The 20,474-nt window shown below is 67.9% G+C and carries 24 protein-coding genes and 1 pseudogene; 11 read left to right on the forward strand and 14 right to left on the reverse strand.

Annotated elements, in window-relative coordinates; all coding sequences use genetic code 11:
- Positions 1 to 30 precede the first annotated feature (30 nt).
- Genes ABZX92_RS16155 through ABZX92_RS16165 form a run of 3 tightly spaced genes read right to left on the reverse strand, consistent with a single transcriptional unit; the run spans position 31 to position 1,546 of the window.
- Positions 31 to 534, reverse strand: a complete 504-nt coding sequence (locus ABZX92_RS16155; protein WP_355559219.1) for a hypothetical protein — start codon at positions 532 to 534, stop codon at positions 31 to 33.
- A complete protein-coding gene (locus ABZX92_RS16160; RefSeq protein WP_355559222.1) occupies positions 534 to 1,328 on the reverse strand; it encodes an exodeoxyribonuclease III in 795 nt (264 codons plus the stop codon). Before ABZX92_RS16160 ends, ABZX92_RS16155 begins: the two co-directional genes overlap by 1 nt.
- An 11-nt stretch (positions 1,329 to 1,339) precedes the next feature.
- Positions 1,340 to 1,546: a hypothetical protein gene (locus tag ABZX92_RS16165; RefSeq protein WP_355559225.1), complete on the reverse strand. Its 207-nt coding sequence runs from the start codon at positions 1,544 to 1,546 to the stop codon at positions 1,340 to 1,342.
- 179 nt (positions 1,547 to 1,725) lie between these two features.
- Between ABZX92_RS16165 and ABZX92_RS16170 the strand changes: the two genes are divergently transcribed.
- Positions 1,726 to 2,040, forward strand: coding sequence for a hypothetical protein (locus ABZX92_RS16170; protein WP_355559228.1), 315 nt, complete (start codon positions 1,726 to 1,728; stop codon positions 2,038 to 2,040).
- A gap of 28 nt (positions 2,041 to 2,068) precedes the next feature.
- Here ABZX92_RS16170 and ABZX92_RS16175 read toward each other — a convergent pair whose 3' ends face one another.
- From ABZX92_RS16175 to ABZX92_RS16190, 4 genes are all read right to left on the reverse strand, one after another.
- Positions 2,069 to 4,714 carry a LuxR family transcriptional regulator gene (locus tag ABZX92_RS16175; RefSeq protein WP_355559230.1) on the reverse strand — a complete coding sequence of 882 codons (2,646 nt, stop codon included), beginning with the start codon at positions 4,712 to 4,714 and terminating at the stop codon, positions 2,069 to 2,071.
- Positions 4,715 to 4,867: 153 nt separating this feature from the next.
- Entirely contained in the window at positions 4,868 to 5,200 is a 333-nt protein-coding gene (locus ABZX92_RS16180; RefSeq protein WP_355559233.1) for an SH3 domain-containing protein, read from the reverse strand.
- Positions 5,201 to 5,354: 154 nt separating this feature from the next.
- Positions 5,355 to 6,578 (reverse strand): NADP-dependent isocitrate dehydrogenase, encoded by a 1,224-nt coding sequence (locus ABZX92_RS16185; protein WP_355559236.1) that lies wholly within the window; start codon positions 6,576 to 6,578, stop codon positions 5,355 to 5,357.
- A gap of 89 nt (positions 6,579 to 6,667) precedes the next feature.
- Complete coding sequence (locus ABZX92_RS16190) at positions 6,668 to 7,510, reverse strand: SDR family NAD(P)-dependent oxidoreductase (protein ID WP_355559238.1); 843 nt, start codon at positions 7,508 to 7,510, stop codon at positions 6,668 to 6,670.
- A gap of 114 nt (positions 7,511 to 7,624) precedes the next feature.
- On the opposite strand from ABZX92_RS16190, the gene ABZX92_RS16195 reads away from it, so the two are divergent.
- The 4 genes from ABZX92_RS16195 to ABZX92_RS16210 all read left to right on the forward strand — a co-directional run bounded on the left by ABZX92_RS16195 (position 7,625) and on the right by ABZX92_RS16210 (position 11,476).
- Entirely contained in the window at positions 7,625 to 8,431 is an 807-nt protein-coding gene (locus ABZX92_RS16195) for a metal-dependent hydrolase (RefSeq protein ID WP_355559241.1), read from the forward strand.
- A gap of 91 nt (positions 8,432 to 8,522) precedes the next feature.
- On the forward strand, positions 8,523 to 10,043 hold the full coding sequence (locus ABZX92_RS16200; protein ID WP_355559244.1) for a PHP domain-containing protein: 1,521 nt from the start codon (positions 8,523 to 8,525) through the stop codon (positions 10,041 to 10,043).
- Complete coding sequence (locus ABZX92_RS16205; protein WP_355559246.1) at positions 10,040 to 10,522, forward strand: hypothetical protein; 483 nt, start codon at positions 10,040 to 10,042, stop codon at positions 10,520 to 10,522. Before ABZX92_RS16200 ends, ABZX92_RS16205 begins: the two co-directional genes overlap by 4 nt.
- A 9-nt stretch (positions 10,523 to 10,531) precedes the next feature.
- Positions 10,532 to 11,476, forward strand: a complete 945-nt coding sequence (locus ABZX92_RS16210; RefSeq protein ID WP_355559249.1) for a ribose-phosphate pyrophosphokinase — start codon at positions 10,532 to 10,534, stop codon at positions 11,474 to 11,476.
- On the opposite strand, the gene ABZX92_RS16215 is transcribed toward ABZX92_RS16210, so the two are convergent.
- Positions 11,473 to 12,093: a TetR/AcrR family transcriptional regulator gene (locus ABZX92_RS16215; protein ID WP_355559252.1), complete on the reverse strand. Its 621-nt coding sequence runs from the start codon at positions 12,091 to 12,093 to the stop codon at positions 11,473 to 11,475. The genes ABZX92_RS16210 and ABZX92_RS16215 overlap by 4 nt on opposite strands.
- A gap of 108 nt (positions 12,094 to 12,201) precedes the next feature.
- Here ABZX92_RS16215 and ABZX92_RS16220 point away from each other — a divergent pair, with 108 nt between their 5' ends.
- The 3 genes from ABZX92_RS16220 to ABZX92_RS16230 are packed head-to-tail and all read left to right on the forward strand — an operon-like array spanning position 12,202 to position 14,194.
- Positions 12,202 to 13,245 (forward strand): medium chain dehydrogenase/reductase family protein, encoded by a 1,044-nt coding sequence (locus ABZX92_RS16220; protein WP_355559255.1) that lies wholly within the window; start codon positions 12,202 to 12,204, stop codon positions 13,243 to 13,245.
- Positions 13,242 to 13,673 (forward strand): TetR-like C-terminal domain-containing protein, encoded by a 432-nt coding sequence (locus ABZX92_RS16225; RefSeq protein WP_355559258.1) that lies wholly within the window; start codon positions 13,242 to 13,244, stop codon positions 13,671 to 13,673. The genes ABZX92_RS16220 and ABZX92_RS16225 overlap by 4 nt, the downstream gene beginning before the upstream one ends.
- On the forward strand, positions 13,670 to 14,194 hold the full coding sequence (locus tag ABZX92_RS16230) for an ABC transporter permease (protein WP_355559261.1): 525 nt from the start codon (positions 13,670 to 13,672) through the stop codon (positions 14,192 to 14,194). Before ABZX92_RS16225 ends, ABZX92_RS16230 begins: the two co-directional genes overlap by 4 nt.
- Positions 14,195 to 14,200: 6 nt before the next feature.
- Here ABZX92_RS16230 and ABZX92_RS16235 read toward each other — a convergent pair whose 3' ends face one another.
- Complete coding sequence (locus tag ABZX92_RS16235; RefSeq protein ID WP_355559264.1) at positions 14,201 to 14,536, reverse strand: hypothetical protein; 336 nt, start codon at positions 14,534 to 14,536, stop codon at positions 14,201 to 14,203.
- A gap of 60 nt (positions 14,537 to 14,596) precedes the next feature.
- On the opposite strand from ABZX92_RS16235, the gene ABZX92_RS16240 reads away from it, so the two are divergent.
- The gene (locus tag ABZX92_RS16240; RefSeq protein WP_355559267.1) at positions 14,597 to 15,247 is read left to right on the forward strand and encodes a helix-turn-helix domain-containing protein; all 651 of its coding nucleotides are present in this window, start codon (positions 14,597 to 14,599) and stop codon (positions 15,245 to 15,247) included.
- On the opposite strand, the gene ABZX92_RS16245 is transcribed toward ABZX92_RS16240, so the two are convergent.
- From ABZX92_RS16245 to ABZX92_RS16255, 3 genes are all read right to left on the reverse strand, one after another.
- Positions 15,208 to 16,074 carry a hypothetical protein gene (locus ABZX92_RS16245; RefSeq protein WP_355559269.1) on the reverse strand — a complete coding sequence of 289 codons (867 nt, stop codon included), beginning with the start codon at positions 16,072 to 16,074 and terminating at the stop codon, positions 15,208 to 15,210. The two genes, ABZX92_RS16240 and ABZX92_RS16245, sit on opposite strands and share 40 nt — an antisense overlap.
- Positions 16,075 to 16,414: 340 nt before the next feature.
- Positions 16,415 to 16,675 (reverse strand): Prokaryotic metallothionein, encoded by a 261-nt coding sequence (locus tag ABZX92_RS16250; protein WP_189257788.1) that lies wholly within the window; start codon positions 16,673 to 16,675, stop codon positions 16,415 to 16,417.
- On the reverse strand, positions 16,662 to 17,066 hold the full coding sequence (locus ABZX92_RS16255; protein WP_355559272.1) for an MmcQ/YjbR family DNA-binding protein: 405 nt from the start codon (positions 17,064 to 17,066) through the stop codon (positions 16,662 to 16,664). Before ABZX92_RS16255 ends, ABZX92_RS16250 begins: the two co-directional genes overlap by 14 nt.
- Before the next feature lie 66 nt (positions 17,067 to 17,132).
- On the opposite strand from ABZX92_RS16255, the gene ABZX92_RS16260 reads away from it, so the two are divergent.
- Positions 17,133 to 17,591: a DUF2690 domain-containing protein gene (locus ABZX92_RS16260; protein ID WP_355559275.1), complete on the forward strand. Its 459-nt coding sequence runs from the start codon at positions 17,133 to 17,135 to the stop codon at positions 17,589 to 17,591.
- Between the two features lie 45 nt (positions 17,592 to 17,636).
- On the opposite strand, the gene ABZX92_RS16265 is transcribed toward ABZX92_RS16260, so the two are convergent.
- Positions 17,637 to 18,863 (reverse strand): glycoside hydrolase family 18 protein, encoded by a 1,227-nt coding sequence (locus ABZX92_RS16265; protein WP_355559277.1) that lies wholly within the window; start codon positions 18,861 to 18,863, stop codon positions 17,637 to 17,639.
- Positions 18,864 to 19,002: 139 nt separating this feature from the next.
- Positions 19,003 to 19,077: pseudogene (locus ABZX92_RS16270) on the reverse strand.
- A 106-nt stretch (positions 19,078 to 19,183) separates the two neighbouring features.
- Here ABZX92_RS16270 and ABZX92_RS16275 point away from each other — a divergent pair.
- A complete protein-coding gene (locus tag ABZX92_RS16275; protein ID WP_355559280.1) occupies positions 19,184 to 20,299 on the forward strand; it encodes a DnaJ domain-containing protein in 1,116 nt (371 codons plus the stop codon).
- Positions 20,300 to 20,474: the final 175 nt, after the last annotated feature.

Raw genomic sequence — 20,474 nt, forward strand, 5'->3', positions numbered from 1 at the left:
GGTCGGGCTGGGTCAGTCGGCGTACAGCGCCTACTGACCTTTGACCGTGTAACCGGCGCTCGGGAACTGCGTGCCCAGCACCGGGCACCGAACCTCGCCGCGCAACATGCCGCCGAGGAAGCTCAGCATCCCGCCGTCGTGCGTGTACCAATCGTCGCGGTCGGTCACGACCACCGGCCACTCGTCGGGCTCTCCGACGGTCAGCCAGAGGAGCTCGTCGGCGTTGTCCGTACAGCCCCAGGACAGGAGTCCACCCGGCTCGGGGAACAGCGGGTGCGGGAACAGCTCCGGGAAGTCCTCCCGATGGCTGCGCATCCTCCCGAGCGTGACCTCGTTCTGGTCGCGCAGACTCCAGTCGGCCGCCGGGTGGAACACGTGCAGGAAGCTGTCGATGCAGAGCGTCGGATAGTTGTCTGCGAGCACCCGGTAGTCCGTCGGCAGCGCCGTGCCGAGCCCGGCCTCCACCGCCGCCCAGTCGACCGCTGGTGCTGGCACGGCAACCTCGCCGAGGACGGCGCGCCACTGGTCCAGCATCAGTCTCCGTACACAACGGTCACCGGGGCGTGGTCCGACCAGCGCTCCGCGTACGTGGCCGCCCGCTCCACCACAGCGGACTGAGCCCGCGCTGCCAGCCCGTCCGTCGCCACCTGGTAGTCGATGCGCCAGCCCGAGTCGTTGTCGAAGGCCTTGCCGCGGTAGGACCACCACGAGTACGGGCCGACCGCGTCCGGGTGCAGCGAGCGCATCACGTCGGTGTAGCCGGAGGAGAACACCGAGGACATCCACTCGCGCTCGTAGGGCAGGAAGCCGGACGACTTCTGGTTCGTCTTCCAGGCCTTCAGGTCTTCGGCTCGGTGCGCGATGTTCCAGTCGCCGCACACGAGCACCTCACGGCCCGACACGGCCGCCTTTTCCCGCAGCGACACCAGATACGGCAGGAAGGCCGCCATGAAGCGGTCCTTCTCGTCCTGCTTCTCGGTGCCGACGTCGCCGGAGGGCAGGTACAGGGACGCCACGACGACGTCCGGCAGTTCGATCTCCACGTAGCGGCCCGAGGACTCGAACTCCGCGGTGCCGAAGCCGATGCGCACCGACGTCGGCTCCACGCGCGACATGATCCCGACGCCCGCGCGGCCCTTCAGCGACGACGGGGCGTAGACGCCGTGCCAGCCAAGAGGTGAGTGGACCTCAGCGGGCAGCTCGTCCGGTTCCGCGCGGACTTCCTGCAGACACACCACATCCGCGGCAGAAGAGGCGAGCCACGAGAGGTAGCCCTTCTTGGCGGCGGCGCGCAGACCGTTGACGTTGATCGTGGAGACCGTGAGCACGACCGAACAGCCTACTGGGACGCCAGTCCCCACGGCTTCGGGTACTCCGCGCCGCAGCCCGCGCAGTGCGCCGTCAGGTCCAGGTAGCCGACGATCGTGGCCATCTCGTCGCGGGGCAGCGCGAGCTGGCGCTGGCCGTCGATCTCGGTGTAGAGGCCCCGCCACTCGGGCTCGCAGGAGCACGGGACGAGGTCCTTGCCCCGGCCCCACCGAAACATGTTCCGCAACATGGCCCCAAGTTTGCCATACGCCACCGAAGTCGTTGCCCAATGCAAACCGGCACTTCGGTGCGAACGAACAGTTCGAACACACCTCTTGAGCGTGCGGATCATCATGCGTCAGATTTCGAACGGGCCCAGGAAATCTCCCCAAAGCAGCAAAGCATCAAGGAGAAACAATGAACGCGATCAAGGGTGTTCTCGTCGGTCTCGCCGCCACCGCCGTGCTCTTCGGCGGCGCCGCCCAGGCCATCGCCGCGCCGGCCACCAGCCAGTCGACCGAGGCGTCGGCGACCGTGACCGGCGAGGTCGTCGCGATCGTCAAGGGCAAGTCCATCAAGGTGAAGGTCGACGCCTCCACGACGGTGGACGTGGACTACGACGTCAAGAAGACGCTCATCTCCGGCGAGCTCAAGGTCGGCGGCTCGGTGAACGTCAACGGCAAGAAGGTCGACGGCAAGATCGTCGCGTCGGGCATCATCGTCATCAAGTAAGGCCTGCGGGAAAAGGCCGGCGTCGCCCTCACGCGCCGGCCTTTTCCAATGCCGCGGCCAGATCGCGGCGGCCGGAAATTCCCAGTTTCCGATAGGCACGCGTCAGGTGAAGTTCGACGGCACGGGGCGTGACGAACAGTTCGGCCGCGATTTGCCGGTTCGTCAGGCCGAGCACGGCACGGCGCACGACGTGTTCCTCCTGCGCGGTCAGCACCGAGCCCGACGGCGTGCGGGCCGGACGTCCTCCCGCCGCGCGCAGCTCCCGTGCCGCCACTCCCATCAACGGGATCGCGCCGCACCTCTTCGCCACGTCGTGCCCCTGCCGCAACGCCGCCAGCGCCTCCGGGCCACGGCCGGACGTCCGCAGAGCCACGCCCCAGTCGATCAGCGCCCGCGCGAGCTCCAGGCGTGCCGACGAATCCCGCAGTGTCGACACGGCCTCCTCCAGCAGAGCCACACTCCCTGACACGACACCGGAAACTCGCAAAGCGACCCCGATCGGCACGGCAAGTCCCCAGTCACGCGCCAGTTCCAGCTCCTGCGCCACCAACCTCAAAGCCTGGTCCAGCTCCCCCAACGCCAAGTGCGCCAACGCCGCGTGCGAGCGCCACGGCTGCAAGGCCGGGTTGCGCGCGCCACGGCGTTCCAACCGACGGCCGCAGTCGAGGTGGTCGCGCAACGCCGAAACCGGATCGCCGAGAGCCATGTGCAGACGGCCGCGCTGGTGCAGAAGCGCTTGGTAGTGCGCGTATTCCGGCAGATCGCCGGACAGCTCGCGTTCGCGCACCAAGCGAACCGCCGACGCCGTGGCACCCGTGTCGACCCACGCGCCGACCAGCCCGGCAACGGCGATCACCACGTTGCCGTCCTGGTTGACCCCCAACGCATCCAGCTTCTCCAACGCGGTCATGCCGTGCTGTTCCGCAGCAGGCAACGCCCCGAGCCGCCGTGCCACATGACACCGCAGCCCCTGCACCAAAGCCGCGCACACGGCCAGATCCCGCTCGGCCGTCACCCGCAACGCCTCGTCGCACTGCCGGTCGGCCAGCTCGTACTCGTCGATGCCGATCAACGCCACGATCAGGTGCGCGAACGAGAACTGGTCGATCAGGTCTCGACCGATGTGCAACGGCAACGACGCCTGCACCCGCCGCCGCGTCTCCCCAGGAGAAACACCGATCGTCGCACCCCGGTACGCCAGCAACGTGTGGAGAAACCGCTCGTTGCGCGCCGAAGTCATCCGCGAGCCACTCAGCCGCGCGATCCGCGTCTCGACCTCGCTGGAGAAGTACGACTCCTCCAGCCCCAAGGACAACGCGTACAAGTCCAGCCGCTGAGCCAGATCCGCGTCGACACCGGACACCCTGGCGATCACCGACTCGACCTTCGCGACGGCGTCCCGGTACATCCGCCGCCCGGCCAGGTCGTAGGCGAGCAGCAGCGCCATCCGCCCCTCCGCCAGCACGTCCATCGACGCCGACGCCGCCTTGTTCAGCGACGCCAGGGCAGCGCCTGGATCGACCAGCGACTGCGCCTCGCTCAGCTCGACCAGCACCTCACCGCGCAGGTCGTCGGGCAGCGGTTCGCGCAAAAGCCTGCGCAGACAGGCGATCGCTCTGTCCGAAGTGGACCGGCGGGCGGCGATCCGCAACACGTCACGCACCCAGTCCTCACCGATCGGCGCGGCCTCCAGCAGATGCGCCGCCACGTCGTCGACCGGCGCCTGGTCGTCGTGCCGGAACCGCGCCGCACGAGCGTGGATCAGAGCCTTGTCGAGCGCGGTCGTGCTCGCAGCCAACGTCGTCAGCACCATCGGCACACCCGCGAAACCCAAGCCGCTCAACGCTCGCGAGGCGGCCACGGCCTCCTCGGCACCGAGACCGGCCGCCGCACCCGCCAGCGCCAGATCCGCCTCACCGAGCACCGCGAACGCCCGTGCCAGCGCCACCACCTGCGGCCCGGCGGAAGCAAGCCGGGCGACCAGCTCACCGGACCGTTCGCCGAGGTCGCGTGGGCGCAGACCGAGGAGATACGGGTTGCCGCAGGTCGCCACCCGCCACTCGGCGACGACCTCGTCCGTGACACCGCTCGGAAAAACCGCCCGCAGGAACCGGCCGCACGCCGCATGGTCGAGACCGGCCAGCCGGACCCGGACAGCGTCGCCGACCACCTCGCGCAGCAACGGCGTCGCGTCCACAGCGAGCCCGCGCGTCACCACCACCGCGACGGGCAGCTCGCCCAACCGTCTTCGCAGGTAGGACAGGAAGTTCAACGACTGCGCGTCGGCCTGCTCGAGATCGTCCACCGCCAGCAGCACCGGCGACCCAGCGGACACGTCGCGCACCAACCGGTGCAGGCGGTGCAGCACGGCCTGATCAGCGTCCCCGTCGAGGATCTCGTCGGCCTCGCTCTCGAAGAGCTGCGCGACCACGCCGAACCGGAAGCGCGACTCCGACACCGAACACTGCGCGCGGAACACCTCGAACCCAAGCGAACGAGCCATCCGCACGGTCTCGGCCAGCACCGAGGTCTTGCCCATGCCCACGCGGCCCTCGACGCACACGACCGAAGGCACGCCCGAGGCCGCCTCCTCAAGCACACGCCTCAGAACTGTGAGCTCGCGCTTGCGGTCAGACGCCGTGCTGGAAGACGACGGGAAACTCGCGACCGCCACCTGGATACGCCCCTTCGCCGCAACGCAGTTCGAACACGTGGCGGCGCGTTCTGGGCCGTCCTGCCTAGTCCGCCCGGAACCATCCTAGGAACGCCCACCCGAGCTGGAAAGGCCTTTCCAGACCGGGAATCACCTGGAATTTCGGAGCGTCCCTCATGTGCAGGTCGAGTCGCTGGTCAGTGCGACGAACTGCGTGCTCACCCAGCGCCGGTCGCTCAGCATCCGGTAGCCGCTCTCGACGCGCGGCTGGGCGTCGGCCACCGCGTCGCGCTGCATCGTCGAGACGATCGGCTGCATGTCACCGGGCCCGGACCGGACGTTGAGGATGTCCGCGGTCACCGTGATCTTGCAGGGCCCCGACGCCTTGTCGCTGCCGATCGGCTTGCCGCCGTTGACCAGGAACATCACCCCGGCGACGCCGAGCACACCAATCACGATCAGACCCCTGACCGGAACACCCAACATCGCCGCCTCCGAGAACCGCACTGCCTGGACCTGCAGATATAGCGGCTCAAGAGCCCAAAAAGAGGTGTCGGCGCGGCAACCACCCGCAAGAGGAACCGGTCGGGTGACACACAACGCGAAAGGCCACCCCGGCGTGACCGGGGTGGCCTTCGGACGTACTCGAATCAGGCGAACGTCAGAACGACGCCATCTTCTTCTTGAGGTTCTCGTCGAGCGCACCGAGGAAGTCCTCGGTGGTCAGCCACGCCTGGTCCGGGCCGACGAGCAGGGCGAGGTCCTTGGTCATCTGACCGGCCTCGACCGTCTCGATCACGACCTCCTCCAGCGCCTCGGCGAAGCGGATCACCTCGGGGGTGTTGTCCAGCTTGCCGCGGTGCATGAGGCCACGGGTCCACGCGAAGATCGACGCGATGGGGTTCGTGGAGGTCGGCTTGCCGGCCTGGTGCTGGCGGAAGTGACGCGTCACGGTGCCGTGCGCGGCCTCGGCCTCGACCGTCTTGCCGTCCGGCGTCATCAGGACCGACGTCATCAGGCCGAGCGAGCCGAAGCCCTGCGCGACCGTGTCGGACTGGACGTCACCGTCGTAGTTCTTGCACGCCCAGACGTAGCCGCCCTCCCACTTCATGGCCGCGGCGACCATGTCGTCGATGAGGCGGTGCTCGTAGGTGAGGCCCTTGGCGTCGAACTCCGCCTTGAACTCCTCGTCGAACACGCGCTGGAAGATGTCCTTGAAGGCGCCGTCGTAGGCCTTCAGGATCGTGTTCTTCGTCGACATGTAGACGGGGTAGCCCCGCTGCAGGCCGTAGGAGAACGAGGCGCGGGCGAAGTCCTCGATGGACTTGTTGTAGTTGTACATGCCCATCGCCACACCGCCCTCCGCCGGGAACTCGGTGACGACGTGCTCGATCGGCTCCGAGCCGTCTTCCGGCTGGAACGTGATCGTGAGCTTGCCGGCGCCGGGCACCTTGAAGTTGGTGGCCTTGTACTGGTCACCGTGCGCGTGACGGCCGATGATGATCGGCTTGGTCCAGCCGGGGACGAGGCGCGGGACGTTCGAGATGATGATCGGCTCGCGGAAGACGACACCGCCGAGGATGTTGCGGATCGTGCCGTTCGGCGAGACCCACATCTTCTTCAGGCCGAACTCCTCGACGCGGGCCTCGTCGGGGGTGATGGTCGCGCACTTGACGCCGACGCCGTGCTTCTTGATGGCGTTGGCGGCGTCGATCGTGACCTGGTCGTCCGTGGCGTCCCGGTGCTCGATGCCCAGGTCGTAGTACTCAAGGGTGACGTCCAGGTACGGGTGGATCAGCTTGTCCTTGATGAACTGCCAGATGATCCGGGTCATCTCGTCGCCGTCGAGCTCGACGACGGTGCCCTGAACCTTGATCTTGCCCATAACTCCGGGCGCTCCTCTCGCGACGATGCAAGCAAGACAAGCGTACTGGTAAACCGCCGAGGTGTGCCTGCGACCCTGGTTACACCGATTCAGGCGTCTTCAAGATCGAAGTCCGTCGAGCGGCTCACGTGCTCCCACTTGTCGATTTCAGCGTTTCGTGCCTGGTCCGCCATGCGCACCATGTCCACCGCGTCGCCACCCAGCAACAGGCTCAGCGGAGGTTCGTCCATGGCTACCACGTCGAGCATGACCCGTGCCGCCCTGGCCGGATCACCAGGCATGTTGCCGTGCGCGCCACGGATCATGTCGAGGAGGGCCCCGACAGACGGAACGTAGTCCTCTCCCGGCTCGGTCACCACCAGAGAGGGGCCGGTCCAGTCCGTCTGGAAGCCGCCGCACTCGACGATCGTCGCCCTGACCCCGAACGGCGCGCACTCGGCGGCCAGCGACTCGGTGAAGCCGCGCAGCGCGAACTTGGCCATCACGTACGGCGCGAGCCCGCCGCCGAGCGCCGTGTGGCCCGCGGTCGAGCCGATCTGCAGGAAGTGGCCGGACCGCTGGGCGCGCAGAACCGGCAGCGCGGCCTTGGTGACGTTGACGACGCCCATGAGGTTGATCTCCAGCTGGTCGCGGAAGTCGGCCTCGGAGCACTCCTCGATCGACGTGATCCGGCCGGCGCCCGCGTTGTTCACGACGACGTCGAGCCGGCCGAACTCGTCGACCGCAGTCGCCACGGCGTGTCTCGCCTGGGACGCGTCACGCACGTCGAGTGCAACAGATCTGACCCGGTCGCCGTGTTGAGAGACGAGGTCGTCGAGATCGCGCGGGTTGCGTGCGGTCGCGACGAGCTGGTGCCCGGCGGCGAGCACAGCTTCCGCGGTCTTGCGTCCGATACCGCGGGAACTGCCGGTGATGAGCCAAACCTGCGCCATGTCCGTGCTCCATTCGTCAGGGATCAGTTGTCCGGACATATGGAGTTTCGACTCAGGCGCCTGATACCTACGGCTACTGTTCAAACCATCGGGTGATCATCAGAAGGGACGTAAGTGTCAACTGGACCAACACATGCGATGAGCGGGCTGCTCGCCTGGAGCGCCGTCACCGCACTCGCTTCGAGTCACCCGATCGGCCACCTTTCGCCGCAGAGCTGGGCCGTTGGGGCCGTTCTCGCCACTGGAGCGGCACTTCTGCCCGACCTCGACCACCCCGGATCGACCATCTCGCGCACGTTCGGAGCACTGAGCGGCGGGCTGTCGGCCGGCATCAACGTGGTGAGCAGCTTCGTTTATCGGACAACACGTCTGAAGAAGGATGCCAACCGAGACGGCGGACATCGCGGTCTCACGCACACGCTCGTCTTCGCGTTGCTCGCCGCCGTCTTCACCACCGCCGTCGTGCAGAACAGCCAGAAGTGGGCGCTGCCGGTGCTGATGTTCGTGTTCGCCGGCCTCGCGGTGCGCGGGATCCTGAACGACTGGAACCCCAAGCAGGACGCGTTGATGATCACCGTGGTGTCCGCGGGGATCACCTGGGCGATGATCGCGTGGACCTCGCAGACGAACGCATCGGCCGCGGCGTGCGGAATCGCGGTCGGCGTCGGGTGTTTCGCGCACTACGTCGGCGACGCGATCACCGAGCAGGGCTGCCCGATGCTGTGGCCGATCCCGATCATGGGCAAGACGTGGTTCCCGGTGGCGCCGCCGAAGATCCTGCGGATGAAGACCGGCGGCGTGGTCGAACTGGCGATCGTCGGACCCGTCGTCACGATCCTGTCGGTGTGGCTGGGTCTCGCCGCGTTGCAGGCCACGGGCGCGTTGCCGTTCCTGGACTGGGTCGACCTGCTGCCGATTTGATGTTCTTCCGCCAGCCATTCAGCGGCTACCTGCGTCTCACCCGATCGGTCTAGCCTCCACGAACCCCGACCAGTCGTGTGGAGGATCAGCCGTGTCCGAAGTAGCCCGCAGACGTTTCTTGCAGGGCGCGAGTGCGCTGGGTGCGGCGGGGGTGCTGGGCACGGGGCGAGCCTCCGCGCACGGCTCGTCCTCTGGCCGGTACCACTGGCTTTCCGGCGACCACCACACGCACACGCAGTACTCGTACGACGGCATGTACACGATCGAGCAGCAGATCCGCGGTGCGTTGCGGCACGGCACGGACTGGCTCGTGATCACCGACCACGGCCACGCGTCGCACGAGGCGCACTCGGTCGAGGCGACGGCCGCGGACATCAAGCGGGCGCAACGGAAGTTCCCGCAACTCCTGCTGTGGCACGGCATGGAGTGGAACGTGCCCGGCGCCGAGCACGCGACCCTCTTCCTGGAGGACTGCCACGACGAGGCCGGTGTGCTGCGCGACTTCGAGCGGCAGTTCGACTGGCGGCTGAACGGTCAGGAAGCCTCGAACCCCGCCAACGAGAAGAAGGCGCTGGACGCGATCCGGTTCCTCCAGACGAAGATCCGCAACGGCACGATGAAGTCCGCGCTGGTGTTCGTGAACCACCCGATGCGCAACGGCCGCGTGGCTCCTCACGAGCTGCGGAACATGCGCGACCTGGCTCCGGACATCGTTGTCGGCATGGAGGGCGCGCCCGGTGCGCAGGGCGACGGCGACCCGTTGCGCGGTCCCGGCGGCCACCGCGGTGGCTACGCGAACAGCCCCGGCTCGAACTCGTACCCGGCTTATCCGGTCGAGGCATACAAGACCTACGGCGGCTTCGACTGGATGACGGCGAAGGTCGGCGGTGTCTGGGACTCGCTGCTCGCCGAGGGCCTCGGCTGGTGGATCACGTCGAACTCCGACTCGCACTTCAACTCGCGTGACACGGTCGTCCGCGTGCCGGAGCCGGGCAACCAGTTCGATCTCACCGGCAAGCACCTCGACCCGCTCGACGTCGGCCCGCCGCAGGTGCTGCCGCCGTACGTCGACTTCTACCCGTGCGAATTTTCGCGCACAGTCGTGGGCACTTCGCGACGGACGCGCGGCGCCGTGATGGAGGGTCTGCGAGCCGGTCGGGCCTGGGTTTCGCACGGTGGACTGGTCGACGATCTGCAGTTCGACGTTTACGCATCCGGCGGAACCGCGACGCTCGGTGAGAGGCTCCGCGTGAGGCGCGGATCTGAGGTGACCGTGCTGGTCAAGGCACGTTTGGCGACCCGTCCGAACAGCGCCGGGTTCATCCCCCGGTTGCGCCGTCTGGACCTCATCAAGGGTGCGGTAACCGGTCGAACATCATCCGAAACGTTGTCCACGCCACATGTGAAGGTCGAGCGCTCCTACGAGCCGCGCTGGCACTATGCGGTCTTCACGCACACGTTCCGCAACGTCCGGGAGCCTTTTTACCTCCGGTTGCGCGGAACCGACGGCAACCGCGGCGCGTTCGAACCGCAGGCGGACACTCCGGGAGCCGCGAACCCGTGGGAGGACCTGTGGTGCTACACCAACCCGATCTTCGTGGAGGTCAGGTGACCAGCACCTTCATCGGCGTCGACGCCGGCTACGAAAACCGCTGGGAAGCGGAGAAGATCGCACTGGAGCTGCACGACACGTTGCTGACCACGGCGCGAACCGTCGTGGTGCACGAGGTCGAGCAGCACTACGCGATGTCCTTCCTGGTGCCGGTCCCCCCGTCGGACGCAGTGGTGAACTCACTGGTCCAGCAGGGTTTCGGAGTCGCGGTGCGCGGTGCGTCATCAGGGCGTTTGGTAGGACCGGAGGCGCTACGAGTCGGCGCCTCCGTTGCTGCTGAGGCCCATCAATACCGCCGTGAGGGGCGCGCTCTGCGGTACCAGGGCCAACGGGCGTTGCGCGGCCGTCACGGCGTGTCGGACATCCTCGCGTTCACGGCCATAGAGGCCGTTCTGCCGCGTGGCACGCACACGGTCGACACGCGCGGGAACCTCACCCCGTTCTTCCAGGACGGGAAGCTGGTCCTGCTGGTCGAGTAGGTTTCGGGTGTGCGTGACATCGCTGTCTTCAGTGGTTCTGCCCACCCGTCTCTTGCCGCCGAGATCTGTGGTCATCTCGGAGTCGACCTCTCCCCCAGCCGCCTGACCCGGTTCGCCAACGACTGCCTCGAGGTGCAGCTGCAGGCGAACTGCCGGGAACGGGACGTGTTCCTGATCCAGCCACTGGTGCCGCCGGTGCAGGAGCACCTCGTCGAACTGCTGCTGATGCTGGACGCTGCCCGTGGCGCCTCGGCCGCGCGCACGACCGTTGTGCTGCCGCACTACGCGTATGCCCGCTCGGACAAGAAGGACGCGCCGCGGATCTCGATCGGCGGGCGGCTGGTCGCCGACCTGATGGTGGCGGCGGGGGCCTCGCGGGTGCTGGCGATGACGTTGCACTCGCCACAGGTGCACGGGTTCTTCTCGGTGCCCGTTGATCACCTGCACGCTCTGCGCGAGTTGGCGGCGCACTTCTCCGCCTACGACCTGTCGAACACCGTGGTGGTGTCGCCGGATCTGGGGAACGCCAAGGAGGCCGCGCACTTCGCGCGGATCCTGGGCCTGCCCGTTGCCGCTGGGGCGAAGCAGCGGTTCGCGGACGACAAGGTCCAGATCTCCACGGTGATCGGTGAGGTGGCCGGGCGCGACGTGATCGTGCTGGACGACGAGATCGCCAAGGGGTCGACGGTGATCGAGCTGCTGGACAAGCTGCGGGAGCGCGGGGCCGGGTCGATCCGGGTCGCTTGCACGCACGGGTTGTTCTCCGCCGGCGCCTTGGAGCGGCTCCAAGCTTTCGACGACGTGCTGGAGATCGTCGCCACCAACACCGTGCCGATCCCGGCCGAGAAGGTCGTCCCGAAGTTGAAGGTGCTGTCGATCGCGCCGGCGATGGCCGAGGCGATGCGGCGGATCAACGTCGGGGAGTCGGTGTCAACGCTGTTCGAGGCTCCCTAACGCTTCAGGTGTGCCAGCGCGGTGATCAGCCGTTCCGCCACGTCGGACGGGCCTGGCATCTTGCGCACCACAGCCCGTTGGTGCGCAAGGCCGTGCAGTCCCAGCCACAACGCCACCGCGTCGCCGTAGAGGTCGTCACTGCCGTGCGCGATTCCGGCGTCCACGCATGCTTTGAGCACGTCGGCGAGCAGGGTGAGGGCCTCGGCGCCCAGTGAGTCCAGGTCGGCGTCGGTGATCGAGGAGTCGACGGCGGGCGTCCACAGGCCGCCGAACATGATCCGGTAGCGCTGCGGGTGTTCCTGGGCGAGGTTCAGATAGGCGTGGCAAACCGCGAACAGCCTCGTCCGCGCGTCCGGTCCCTCGTTCGCTTCGCGCAGGGCGGCGGCCAGGCGGTCCATCTCCTGCTGGACGACCGCCAGCATGATCGACGGCTGGTCCGCGAAGTGCGCGTAGATCGACGGCGCGGCGATTCCGGCCTTGCGGGCGACCGAGCGCAGCGTGACCGCGCGTTCGTCGCCGCCCTCGTCCAGCAGGGCCACGGCCGCGGCGATGATCTCTTCCCGCAGTTTGCCACCTTCGCCCCGGCGGTTGCGCTTGCGCGGTTCGGTGCTCGTCACACGCGTAACCATACACCTGAAAGTTTATCGGTGTTAGGTCTTGTGCTTCTAGACTTACAGGCGTTAGCTTACGTCTGTCAGCACGTCGAAGACCTGAGGAGCTCGCAGATGAACGCCACCATCGCCACCACCACCGAGATCGTCCTGCCGGGCATCGTCGAGCCCGACGGCCTGCAGGTGCAGGTCAGGGAGCTGCCCGCGCCGGGTGAGGGCCAGGTCGTCCTGCGGATGGACGCGACCGGGGTCTCGTTCGCCGAGCAGCAGATGCGCCTGGGCAAGTACTTCGACCAGCCGCCGTTCCCGTTCGTGCCCGGCTACGACGTGGTGGGCACGGTCGTCGCCACTGGCCCTGGGGTCGACGCGGGGCTGAAGCTGCACCGGTTCGCCGCGGTGACCAAGGTCGGCGGGTGGGCGAGCCACCTGATCGTCGAGGCGGCCGACCTGGTGCCGGTGCCGGACGGCGTGGACGCGGCCGCGGCGGAAACCGTTGTGGTCAACGGAGTCACGGCGTGGCAGATGATGTACCGGACCGCGAAGGTCAAGCGCGGCGACACGATCGTCGTGCTGGGCGCGAACGGTGGCGTGGGCTCGACGTTGGTGCAGCTGGCCCGCCACGCCGGCATCAAGGTGATCGGCACGGCCTCGAAGCGTCACCACGACGCCGTGCGCGAGCTGGGCGCGATTCCCGTCGACTACCGCGATCCGCAGCTGTACTCCAAGATCCGTGAGATCGCGCCCGACGGTGTGGACGCGGTGTTCGACCACGTCGGCGGTCCCGCCCTGCACGACTCCTGGAGGTTGCTGCGCCGCGGTGGCGCGCTGGTCAACTACGGTTCGGCCGCGACGAAGGACGAGCCGGGCAACGCGATGCTGCCGGTGCTCAAGCTCTTCGGTCAGCTGATGCTGTGGAACCTGCTGCCCAACGGCAAGCGCGCGGGCTTCTACAACTTCTGGGCCGGCAAGCGCTTCCGCCCCGCCGCGTTCCGCGCACGGCTGCGTGACGACCTCTCCGCCGTGCTGCGGCTGGTCGGCGACGGTGTGCTGACGCCGCAGATCGCCGCGCGGATCCCGTTGTCCGAGGCCGCTTCCGCACTGGCACTGGCCGAGTCGCGCACCGTTCTCGGCAAGGTCGTCATCGTCCCGGAGCCGTGAGGCAGCTCATCGTCACGGCGGCGACCGCGCTGGTCGACCGGAACCACGCCGTGACGCTGCGGGCGGTGTCCCGCGAGGCGGATCTCCCCACCTCGTCGGTCTACCAGCACTTCCCCGACGCACCGGCGATCCTGCTGGCCATGTGCCGCAACGCTTTCGCCGAACTCTCCGCCGTTGTCCTCGCTGCTCCCGACATTCGTGCGGCCGGCCTCGCCTACCTGGACTTCGCGGTGCGCCACCCCCGCCGCTACCGCGTGATGTTCGGTGCGGCGGACCTCGCCGAACCGGCGGTCCGGTTGTTCGAGGGCAACACCGCGCTCTGGCTCGGCCTGCACGGCCTCGCCCACCAGTGGGCTGCCAGCCGCCGCACAGCTCAGCTCGCCGCGGTCACCACACGCCTGCTCACATCTCTGGAGGTCTCGCCATGATCGCCGCCTACCTCGGTTTCGCGTTCGCCTACGTCTTCGGCCACGGTGCCGCGCTGCTGTCCAGGTCCGGTGCCCTGGTCATGCCTTCGTGGCTGCCGATCGGACTCCTCGGTGGCGGGCTCGTCGTCGGCACGATCCTGGCCACGAGGGTGTCGTTGCACGTCCAACGCACGGCTTCGCCAGATCGGCGCCGTGCCGAGAAACTCGTCGGTACCGCCTGGGTGACCGGGTTCGTGGCGCTGGGGCTGGCGATCACCGGGCTGAGCACCGTGTTCGACGAACCCGAGCTGCAGACCGTGCTCTGGCCGGCGGGGTCGACGATCGTGGTCGGCCTGATCTACATCGCCGAAGGAGCCGTGCGCCGCAACGCGTTGCACTACAACCTGGGGACGTTCCTGGCGTTGGTCGCGGCGGCTTCGCTCTTCGTGCCCGCGCCGGGACTGTTCGGCGTGCTGGCGGTGCTGGGCGGCGGCGCCTACCTGGTGGCGGCGATGCTGGAACGTCGCCGCCTTGCCACGTAAGGGTTTCTACAACTGCACTCGCACCGTGACGCGGCCTTTGTCGTCACGGTGCGATGTCGCGTGCCCGGTCTGTTGCGCGCCATCGAGATCGAGGGTGAGCGGCCCGCCCTCGCCGTTGAAGTTGCGCCACCACGTCTTGTCGTCCGGCATCATCACCTGGATGCTCACGACGTCGCCTTTCCGTTGGTAGCCAACGGGTGTGGAGAACGTGCGGCCCGACTTCCGCCCCGTGTACGACACGACGGTGATCCCCTTGCGCACGAACTTGCCGACCAGCGGCGCGTTGCGCAGTCCGAGGATCGCCTTGTTCATGTTGCGGGCGAACGGTCCCTTGAAGTTCATGACGTCCAACGTAGCCTGCTAAGTGGAGACCCCCGTCCACTTGCCGCGAAGTGAGATGAAATGAACGCCTCGCAGTCTCAGTTGCGCACCGACGCGGCGGAAAACCGTGCGCGCGTGCTGGCCGTCGCACGGGAGTTGTTCGCCGAACGCGGCCTGGACGTGCCGATGGCCGCGATCGCCCGTCGGGCAGGTGTCGGCGTGGCGACGTTGTACCGGCGCTTCCCCACCAAGGAGGCGCTGGTGGCGGAGGCGTTCACCGAGCAGTTCGCGGTGTGCCAGGCCGTGATCGAGGACGCGCTGGCGGATCCGGACCCGTGGCGCGGCTTCCGCACGGTGATCGAGAAGGTGTGCCTGCTGCAGGCGACCGACCGCGGGTTCACGGCCGCGTTCGTCGCGACGTTCCCCGAGATGCGCTCCAAGGTGCGGGAACACACGTGGCACTGCTTCGGCGAGCTGGTGGACCGGGCGAAGGCCGGCGGGCAGCTGCGCGCCGACTTCTCGCCGCACGACCTGACGCTGGTGCTCGTGGCCAACGGCGGTCTCGCGGGCGTGCCGGTGGAGGTGGCGGTGGCCGCGTCGCAGCGCCTGGTCGCCTACCTGCTGGAGTCGTTCCGGACCGGCACGGACGAACTGCCGCCGCCCGTGCCGCTCAGCCTGGACCTCGTGCTGAGTCAGGGCCGCTTGGGCACGCATTTCCCGATGAAGGCGTAGTGGTGCTCCAACGCACGCTGACCGGCCCGTTCCGACCTCAACGCCGCTGCCACCGCGGCAGCCCCGAGTGAAAGTGTTCCCACCCCGAGCGCACCGCCCAGCATCGCGACCTCGGACAGCACGTTCGCCTGCCCCACCACCGGAAGAACCGACGCCGCACCGATTCCGCCGACCGAGAACGAGGCGATGTTGCGGCGGAGCTTGCCCATCGCGCTGCTCGCGCCAACCGTCTGCCTGATGCCGGCGAGTCTCTCCTGCATGATGGATCTGAGTTCTTCGACGCCTTCGCCCGCGAGGCTGCCGACGCTGTCCACCACGATCATGCGGCGAAGTGCGGTTCGAAGATCCTTTCTCCACAGCTCGAACGAGTCATCGGCCCGGATCGCGACGACCTCGTTCAGGTCGAGATCGGTCGCGTCGGGCACGAGCGCGTCGAGCATGGCGGAAAGGTGCACGTCCTCTGAACGATCCGCCAGCGCATGACGGCCATCACCGACAAGAGTGCTTCTGAGCTGTTCGAACTCACCATCGCCATTGGTGAACACATCGACCGCACAGCCAGAACCCAGCGCGAGGTCCAGGCTGTCCACCGTCCGGAGGTCGAGGCGGTCGAGCACCTCCTCGCCGAACTTCTCCCGAACCAGACGACTGGCGAGACCGTGGCTGTACGTGGCCTTCGAGCCGATCACCACGACGATCCCGGCCTCGATGAGAGGCTTCAGCGAATTGAGCAGGTGCAAAGACCGCAGCAGCAAACTCGTGCAGTAGTCGAGCGGCTTGCCCCTCATGGCCGCGGACGACAACATCATGATGGGGCTGTTGGCCACGATTCGATGAACGTATAGGAGGGCGGTGAGCCCTCCCTCGTACGCAGCAGCCATCTGATGGGAACAGGTGTCGGCCCGCCAGCCGGTCTCAGGCACGAAGTACGAAAGCTCACCGCTCTGACGCGGCGGAATCTCGTCGCGGTGAGCGTTCGGTACCACGCCTCCACCAACGCCCTGATCACCGATCTGGAGTTCCGCACCGCCGAGTCGATCAGGTCCGGCGAAAGATCATCGCCGAGTACGTCGCGCACAATCGCAAGGTCGTCGCTCACCCCACACCTCCACGGCGGACATCCAGTTGTTCCGCCGTGGTGTTACTCGGCTTCTCCGCAGTGAGCGATCAGCCCGGATGGGCACCGACGGTGTCGCGGATCTGCGCGCCCAGGTCGGTGGACGCCGAGCGTGCGCAGTGAGCGCAGCAGAAGAAGCGGCCCTCCACCTCCACGCCGTGCCCGATCACGCGGCAGTCGCAGTGCTCGCAGCGCGGGGCGAGGCGCTGGATCGCGCACTCGAAGCTGTCGAACGTGTGCACGCCGCCGCCGACGGTGCGCACCTCGAAGGCCATCCAGTACTCGTTGCCACAGACGTCACAGGTCGCCATGCGCGGAAGACTGCGGCAGGTCAGCCGGGTCGGCAACTCGATCGTCGAGTTGCGCGACCAGCGTCTTCGGGGCAATCACCCGATAGGCGTCCTCGACGAGGTCACTGATGACGTCCCAGTCGAGCTCGACGTCCAGGTACACGCCGAGCCAGCCGCGGTGGCCGACGTAGGGCGGGCGGAAGTAGCAGTCCGGGGCCTGGGCGACGAGCGTCTGCTGGACGTCCGGGCCGGCCGCGCACCAGAACGCTCTGCGGTCGTCGTGGTGGTGATCGGCGAACGTCACGAACGTCTTCTTGCCGCGGACGAACCACGTCGGCTCGCCGTGGCTCAGGCGTTCGGTCACTTCGGGAAGCGCCAGGCAGAGCCCGCGCAGGTGTTCGAGTACGTCCACGGCGCGACCCTTTGCGTGTCGTCAAATGCTTCGGGCGGTCCGAGAATCCTGACCTACAGTGCGCCGATGGGGAACAAGCTGCTCACCAGAACCGCCGCCGCCATCGGGCTCTCCGTCGCGATGATCGGCGGGTTCGCCACGGCCGCGAGTGCCGTCACCTGCAGTGGAGCCGGCTGCGACCGACAGGACCCGTACGACACCGGTTGCGGTGCGAGCCGGGTCGTGTCGGGCACCAAGACGAGCGCGAAGGGCACCTTCCGCCTCTACTACTCGACCACCTGCAAGACGAACTGGATCGAGGTCGCGAACTACGCGGGCGGCAGCACCGCGACGGACGGCAAACTGTCGCTGACGGCGTGGGATCGGGCACGGAACGAGTTCGCCTTCTTCCACACGTCGCCCACCCCGGGCCGGCACTACGGCAACATGATCTATTCGCCACGAGACAGCTGCGGGATCGGTTACGCCTTCTGGGCCCCGGACCCCTACACCCCGGAGGTCAGGATCGCGTCGAGCGGCTGCTGAGCGGGCGTGCCGGGCCCGGTGACGCCGGACCCGGCACGACCGGCATCAGCCGATACCGCCGCGGATCGCGCTCACCAGCTCGCCGTTGGACGTGTCACCGGAGAGCTCCCAGAAGAACACACCGCCCAGGTTCTGCCCGCTCGCCCACGAGATCTTGCTGCGGATCGTGGCCGGGGTGTCGTAGCTCCACCACTGGCTGCCGCACTTGGCGTACGCGGTGCCGGCGACCGTGCCGTTGGCCGGGCAACGGCCCTTCAGGACCTTGTAGTCCTCGATGCCGGCCTCGTAAGTACCAGGCGCCGCACCGGTTGCCGTGCCGCCGGGTGCCGCCTGGGTGACGCCGGTCCAGCCTCGGCCGTAGAAACCCAGGCCCAGCAGCATCTTGTTGGCCGGGACGCCCTTGCTCTTGAGCTTCTGGATCGCCGCGTCGGTCCAGAAACCCTGCTGCGGAATGCCGGTGTAGGACGTGAGCGGCGAGTGCGGGGCGGTCGGGCCCTGCGCGGCCCAGGCGCCGAAGAAGTCGTACGTCATCGGGTTGTACCAGTTCACGTACTGCGCGGCGCCGGCGTAGTCCGCTTTGTCGATCTTGCCACCGGTCGAGGCGTCCGCGGTGATCGCGGCGGTGACGAGGTTTCCGCTGCCGAACCGGGAGCGGACGGCGGACATCAGGTTCTTGAACGCGTTGGGCCCGCTGGTGTCACAGCTCAGACCGCACGCGTTGGGGTACTCCCAGTCGATGTCGATGCCGTCGAACACGTCGGCCCAGCGCGGGTCCTCGACGAGCTTGTAGCAGGAGTCGGCGAACGCGGCCGGGTTCGCCGCGGCCTGGGTGAAGCCGCCCGACCAGGTCCAGCCGCCGAAGGAGAACAGGACCTTGAGGCCCGGGTTCAGCTTCTTGAGCTTGCGCAGCTGGTTGAAGTTGCCGCGCAACGCACCCGCGTCCCACGTGTCGCTCGTACCGTCCACAGAGGACGCGGCGTCGTAGAACTTGTCGTAGTCCGCGTAAGTGTCGCCGAGGACGCAGCGGCCGCCGGAGACGTTGCCGAACGCGTAGTTGATGTGCGTCAGCTTGCTGGCCGAGCCGGACGTGCGGATGTTCTTGACGTGGTAGTTGCGTGCGTAGACGCCCCACTGCACGAAGTAGCCGACGACGCGGTTGGTGATGGCCTGGGCGCCGATGTCGGTCTGTGGAGCGGCTTGTGAGGCTGGCGCCGCGAGGGTGGCTGCCGTTAAGAGTGCTGTCGCGGCCGCGATTATTCTGCGCCTGAACATGCGGTCTCCTCTGGGGGGTGACGGCGCGGCGGCGCTGCTCTCAAGCTAGGTGGACTAGACCACTGCCGTCAATGGTTGAACCGGGAACGCGGCCGGGCCGTGGAGGAGGAATGGCGGGAGCCGGAGAAGGTGCTGCTCGCGGGACCGGCCGGATTCGAACCGGCGTGTTCCCTCTCATCTGGGAGGGCGCGACAACCACTGCGCTACAGGCCCCTTCACACTGCGTAGGAACACACTAGACCGCGTACGGCGGGCCGTATGCCCTGCGAAAGTGTTGGACCCAATAAGGTTCATGCACCAACCTCGGACTGGACGGTGTCGTGCCAGGGATCGACTACTACGAGTTGCTCGGTGTCAGCCGGGGCGCCAGTGCCTCGGAGATCAAGTCGGCCTACCGGTCGCTCGCCAAGGTCATGCACCCCGACGCGGGTGGGACGTCTGGCGGCTTCCGCCTGCTCCAGGAGGCCTACGAGACGCTGAAGGACCCGGTCCGCCGCGCCGACTACGACCGCCCCGCGGTCGTAGTGCCGCCGGTCGTGCGTCCACAGGCACGCCCGCGACCTCGTCGAACAGGCCGCGCGGGCAGGCTGCGCGACTTCGGCGACGACCCGAACTACATGGCGCCGCGCCCCCGCGTCGACCTCGGCTCGATGGACTGGTGGCACCGCATCGACCTGGGCGCGCGGGTCCGCTACGTCCCCGCCGCGGGCCTCGGCCACGCCCCCGCGGCGGCCGCGATCGGTGGCTGGTTCGTCCTGCTGATCCCGTTGACGCTGCCGTTGTCCCCGCTGCTGATCGCCGTCTGGCTGCCTCTCGTGGCGGCCGCCGGTTACGGCGCGTTCCGACTGGCACGCCGGTATCTCGCCGTCGCGAGGGCCGAACGGGCGTTCGCCGGTGAGTACGACGGGAACACCATTTTCGGCCGTCCGGGTGAAAACAGACGCGAACGGCTGACCGCCGGACTGCTGACCGAGTACCTGACGCAGCTACCGGGCGTGCGCATCTTCCACGGCCTCGCCTGGCCCGGTTCCGTCTTCACCGACGTCGACCACGCGCTGCTGTGCGGCAGACGGCTGGTGTTGATCGAGTCGAAGTCGTGGCTGCCCGGCCACTACTACTGCGACGAGGACGGCGAGCTCTGGCGCAACGGCCACCCGTTCCGCGGCGGCGGCTCCCAGCTGCTCGACGGTGTCGAACGCTTCACCGAGCTCCTGCCGTGGCTGGAGATCCGCGGCGCCCTGATCATCTACCCGAGCCGGGCCGGCGAGGTCACCTGCGACGACGACCTCGACTTCGAGATCCCGCCGATGACCCCGGAACAGTTCGTGCGCGAGATCGGCGACTGGCTCGCCGACGACCCGGCGACCGTCGACCGCGAGGCACTCCGCGTGCTGGTGCGCCAAGTGGTCTCCGAGGTCCGGGTCGCCGGAGCCTAGTCACCCGCGGCAGGCCGGTTTCGCCGCGTTCACCTGCCGCGTGCCACTGCACAGGTTCGTGTCGGCCTTCGCGTCCGACGAGTCACCGGTGGCGTAGATCAGGTAGTCCCGGCCCACGGACAGGTCGACGCCGCCCGAGCGAGCAACTGCTCCTCGGTGGCGGGCGCACAACCGC

It is taken from the genome of Lentzea sp. NPDC006480 (assembly GCF_040611995.1).
Taxonomy (GTDB): domain Bacteria; phylum Actinomycetota; class Actinomycetes; order Mycobacteriales; family Pseudonocardiaceae; genus Lentzea.

Coding starts and splice junctions, on each gene's coding strand:
- ABZX92_RS16190 (WP_355559238.1), bottom strand. CDS start 7,510: ATGGCGCAGGTTTGGCTCATCACCGGCAGTTCCCGCGGTATCGGACGC.
- ABZX92_RS16185 (WP_355559236.1), bottom strand. CDS start 6,578: ATGGGCAAGATCAAGGTTCAGGGCACCGTCGTCGAGCTCGACGGCGAC.
- ABZX92_RS16235 (WP_355559264.1), bottom strand. CDS start 14,536: ATGAACTTCAAGGGACCGTTCGCCCGCAACATGAACAAGGCGATCCTC.
- ABZX92_RS16250 (WP_189257788.1), bottom strand. CDS start 16,675: ATGGCGACCTGTGACGTCTGTGGCAACGAGTACTGGATGGCCTTCGAG.
- ABZX92_RS16170 (WP_355559228.1), top strand. CDS start 1,726: ATGAACGCGATCAAGGGTGTTCTCGTCGGTCTCGCCGCCACCGCCGTG.
- ABZX92_RS16240 (WP_355559267.1), top strand. CDS start 14,597: ATGAACGCCTCGCAGTCTCAGTTGCGCACCGACGCGGCGGAAAACCGT.
- ABZX92_RS16230 (WP_355559261.1), top strand. CDS start 13,670: ATGATCGCCGCCTACCTCGGTTTCGCGTTCGCCTACGTCTTCGGCCAC.
- ABZX92_RS16265 (WP_355559277.1), bottom strand. CDS start 18,863: ATGTTCAGGCGCAGAATAATCGCGGCCGCGACAGCACTCTTAACGGCA.
- ABZX92_RS16155 (WP_355559219.1), bottom strand. CDS start 534: ATGCTGGACCAGTGGCGCGCCGTCCTCGGCGAGGTTGCCGTGCCAGCA.
- ABZX92_RS16220 (WP_355559255.1), top strand. CDS start 12,202: ATGAACGCCACCATCGCCACCACCACCGAGATCGTCCTGCCGGGCATC.
- ABZX92_RS16260 (WP_355559275.1), top strand. CDS start 17,133: ATGGGGAACAAGCTGCTCACCAGAACCGCCGCCGCCATCGGGCTCTCC.
- ABZX92_RS16165 (WP_355559225.1), bottom strand. CDS start 1,546: ATGTTTCGGTGGGGCCGGGGCAAGGACCTCGTCCCGTGCTCCTGCGAG.